Source organism: Deltaproteobacteria bacterium (assembly GCA_023382265.1).
Lineage (GTDB): Bacteria > JAMCPX01 > JAMCPX01 > JAMCPX01 > JAMCPX01 > JAMCPX01.
The window spans coordinates 1-4,067 of record JAMCPX010000066.1; the positions used below are offsets into that span (position 1 = coordinate 1).

The 4,067-nt window shown below is 41.4% G+C and carries 5 protein-coding genes; all 5 read left to right on the forward strand.

Features of this window, described 5'->3' with window-relative positions; genetic code table 11:
- A partial coding sequence (locus M1381_11665) for a hypothetical protein (protein MCL4479728.1) occupies positions 1 to 886 on the forward strand: 886 nt, incomplete at its 5' end.
- 17 nt (positions 887 to 903) lie between these two features.
- Positions 904 to 1,131 carry a hypothetical protein gene (locus tag M1381_11670; GenBank protein MCL4479729.1) on the forward strand — a complete coding sequence of 76 codons (228 nt, stop codon included), beginning with the start codon at positions 904 to 906 and terminating at the stop codon, positions 1,129 to 1,131.
- Positions 1,132 to 1,184: 53 nt separating this feature from the next.
- Positions 1,185 to 1,805 (forward strand): hypothetical protein, encoded by a 621-nt coding sequence (locus M1381_11675; GenBank protein ID MCL4479730.1) that lies wholly within the window; start codon positions 1,185 to 1,187, stop codon positions 1,803 to 1,805.
- A 228-nt stretch (positions 1,806 to 2,033) separates the two neighbouring features.
- A complete protein-coding gene (locus M1381_11680; protein MCL4479731.1) occupies positions 2,034 to 2,564 on the forward strand; it encodes a LuxR C-terminal-related transcriptional regulator in 531 nt (176 codons plus the stop codon).
- 311 nt (positions 2,565 to 2,875) lie between these two features.
- A partial coding sequence (locus M1381_11685; GenBank protein ID MCL4479732.1) for a hypothetical protein occupies positions 2,876 to 4,067 on the forward strand: 1,192 nt, incomplete at its 3' end.

Sequence of the window (4,067 nt, forward strand, 5' to 3'; positions counted from 1 at the left end):
CCTGTACAGGGTATACGCTCTTACAAAAGAACTGAATAGTATGATAGATGTGGGGAAAAAACTGGTGAGCATAGAGGAAGAAAATATCCATTTCCTCTCTCTCCTGAGAGATGCCTACATAGCAGCAGAAAAGGCGGAAGAGGCTTACAGGACGCATAAGATTATCATGAAGCTTGCGAAAGGGACGCAGGACTATAAAGAGCAGCGGCTGAGGCTGGGAGAACTGAAATATAAATACGCCCTCGCGATCCTTCAGAGCGGTGACGCAGACCTTGCACTGAAAAAACTCGGTGATGTGAAGAAACTCAATCCGGAATTTGTACCTGCGTTTATAACAAGCGGGGAAATACTACTGAACAACAAAGGTGATATGGAAAAGGCCATCGAGGAATGGGAGGCAGGGTATGCAATGACACACAATGCGGTATTCCTGATCAGGATGGAGGATATTTATCTGAAACATGACAATCCTTTCGAGCTGATCCGGTTCTACCGGAGATTGCTGTCCGACAGTCCGGAAGACCTGCTGACAAGAATTATGTTTGCGAAACTTCTGCTCCGGCTCGAAATGGTCGACGATGCTTCCGAGCAGCTCTCCTATCTCGATAATAAATGGATACGCATACCGTCGACAGAGATACTCAATGCGGAACTATTGGCGAAAAGAGGAGATTATTCCTCGGCATATAAAAAATTGAAATCCACCCAGGCGGGCGGTATACAATTAAAGTTTCCGTACGTGTGTCCTCGTTGCGGACATGAAGCATTTGTATGGACGGCAGAATGTCAGGCGTGTAAGAGCGCCGGCAGCCTGACACTGAAAACAAGCAAAGAACTGGAATCTTTCAAGCCTGTACCATCAAAGCTCCGCAATCTGCCCGTATAATTCGATCAGGGCATAGTATGTCGGTCCTTTACTGCTCAAAGTGCGGCAGGCCTGTTCATCAAACCATCCATTTTAAAGATCATGTTATCGTCGATTACTATATCGAGGTTACCGGGGATACGGAACCGGTTACGATAGCAAGTAATGAACAGGATAAACCCGACTCGAGTTATTTGAAACTCGTAGTGCCGAAGACGATAGTCGTGTGTGCGGATTGCATGAAAAGGTCTGCAAAAAAGTTTTGACAAACCATGCAAAAAGAGATATAAAAATACTAAATATCTTTAAAGGAGGAAAAATGAAAAAAATAAGCGTAAGCGTCATAGCATCATTGATAATACTCGGTTTAACAGTTTCGGCAAAAGCGGGTTATGTAAGGAGACAAAATGATCAGGGGCAAAGGTATCAGATGAGACAGGATACCGGTACATCCCAGTGGACTCCCAGGTTTGGTGTAGGCTTTAACAAGCAAATGTATGTATCACCTAATTTCCCCGGTACTTCCGAAGCTCCCTCGGATATTTCTTTTCGAGTCCTGGTAGGCCCTATCGGCGGTGAGTTCGATCTTGGAGGAAATCAATATGCAGGTCAGCTCGGCGGTGACGCAAACGTATTTGATGTGGGGCTAAAAGCATTTTATGCTATCATCTCGAAGCAGTACGTAAACTTCAATGCGGGCATGACATTAATGTACACAGATGTAGATTCTAAAACTAATGGTGTATTGATAGGAACAGGGGTGAATTTCTTTGCAGGACCAGAATTCTTTATACCCCAGTTACCAGAACTCGGATTCAACATAGAATTAGGACTTGGTTATCAATCATACTCGGGTAGCGGAGATCACTTTGCAGGCGATAACCTTGGTTTCAATACCGCAGACTTCCTGCAGGCCGGTATACACTATTATTTTAATTAAAATCTAAAACCGTTCTTAAAGGCGAGGCACTGCCTCGCCTTTTTTTTTCCCAATTCATCTTCTCTGCTGTCTTTTCCCCGATAAGAACAGATTGTCACCGAAACAATGGATTTGCCGATTTTTCGCAATCTGTAAGTAATCTGTAAGCAGATCCGTGATAGGAAATAGCTTACCATGATACTTTCAGTTTCCGAAAAAATGCGCTATATACATAAGGATATGAGAGATATGAAACAAGATATTTTTCCTATAGATATTCTTGAGTATCTTGAACAGGGGGTTGCCCTTGTGGACAGCTCTTTTAATGTTGTTTTAGAAAACAGCAGGTTCGAACACCTTTTCAACAAATGCTTCGGGACAGATCGATCTGCCGTTTTGTCAAAATATATCCACAATATGGGTATGAGAAAAAGAGCAGTGATGAGAATACAGTCCAACCATGATTCCCAGTTTTTTCTTATGATAAAGGTGGTAACGATCGGTAAAAACAAGTTCTATCTTATGACCCTGACTAAGAGAAGATTGAGGAAGATGGATTTATTCAAAATCCTGAAATCCGAATACAAGATTTCTTTAAATGAGTTCAAGATCATTTCGTATCTAAGCAAGGGATTCAGCAATAACGAAATAGCACGGCTCGCTAACCTTAAAACCTGTAACGTTAAATATCATCTCTCCCATCTCTACGACACATTTTATGTTTCCAACAGAACTGAGTTTCTCAATAAGGTCAAGGAGCTTGAGAACGGAGTATTCTAAACTTCTGAAAACCAGCAAAAATCATCAAATTTAAAAAGCCCTTATATTTAAATACGTTGCAAAAACAAGACTAGCCAGTTGGCTAGTGGACATTTGAAAAGGGTAGAGGGATAATGGAACAGAATAAAAACATTATTTATGAAGAAAAAGATGATAAAGGTTTTATGGATTTTTCTCATCTTTGCACTGACATCGAATACGAAAGTTTTTGCCTCGGCAATTGATCGTTCCTTTTTCAGTGAGCAAGAATGATGATAAGGGCGGGCTTTGCCCGCCCTTGCTTTGGAATACTAAATAATAAGGAGGGAAAGATGGATTTAAAAAGGTTAGGATATGGATGGATGAGGGGATTGTTCTTATCGTTGATATGGATGATTGTTTTTGTTTTTTCTTCTTGTGGAACTTATAAACATCAATCAACAAACTCGATAAAAACTTCACAGGTAACATTAAACTTAAAACTTTCTGATATTGTTCCACTATCGTTGCTGAACACGTTGTCTACGAATATCACAATGATAAAATCTATTCAGATTACTGTATCGGCAAGTGATATAAGTCCAAGCATTGTTCAGACCCAGAATATAACGGTGACCTCACAAGATATTATTATGAGCGTTACAGTACCATACGGCCCTCAAAGAACATTTACTGCAAATGCTTATGATAATGTGGGCGCAACAGGCAATCTTATATACAGCGGTAATGTAAGCGGTGTAGACCTCAGTCAACCTACTTACGCATTATCTATAGTGATGTCTATGGTAAGTGCAGGAATAAATCCGCCGTGGGTTGCATTTCAGCCCGTGTCAGGCATAACCACGACCTCTGCAACATTAAGCTCATTGATCAATCCAAGAGGGGATGCGACAAGCGTATTTTTTGATTATGGCTTAACAAGCAGTTACGGGATCAGTACGACTACGCAATTTATAACCGGCACATCGAATCAGCTCATCAGTGCTGTTATATCTTCACTTACCTCAGGTACTATGTATCACTGGAATGTAATAGCATATAACGGAGGGGGAACATCGCAGAGTCCCGATCAAACATTCTATACGCAGGCACTTCCTCCAACAGGTCTCACAGCTTCTCCATTAACGACATCTGTCACATTAAGCTGGAGTCCAGCAAATGGCGCATCATCGTATAATATATATTGGTCATACAGCTTACCTATTACAACCGGCAGTAACGAGATAGCAAATGTAACAAGTCCTTATGTTCAAACAAGCCTGTTCTCAAATACAACGTATTATTATGCAGTATCGGCAGTTGTTCCAACAGGGCTTGAAAGTAGTTTATCAGCACCAATTTCTACGACGACGTTGTCAGGAGGGTTAACAACAACGAGTACCGTTGCTTTAGACCTGCAGTTCCCTTACGTGCTTGCTTTTAGCTGGGGTGGTTATGGAATATCATCGGGATTGTTTAATCAACCAAGAGGTATAGCTTTGGACAATGCTGGAAACGTTTATGTTGTAGATTCTGGGAACAACC

Excerpts from the sequence above, each read along its gene's own strand:
- M1381_11670 (MCL4479729.1), top strand. The coding sequence starts at position 904 with ATGTCGGTCCTTTACTGCTCAAAGTGCGGCAGGCCTGTTCATCAAACC.
- M1381_11675 (MCL4479730.1), top strand. The coding sequence starts at position 1,185 with ATGAAAAAAATAAGCGTAAGCGTCATAGCATCATTGATAATACTCGGT.
- M1381_11680 (MCL4479731.1), top strand. The coding sequence starts at position 2,034 with ATGAAACAAGATATTTTTCCTATAGATATTCTTGAGTATCTTGAACAG.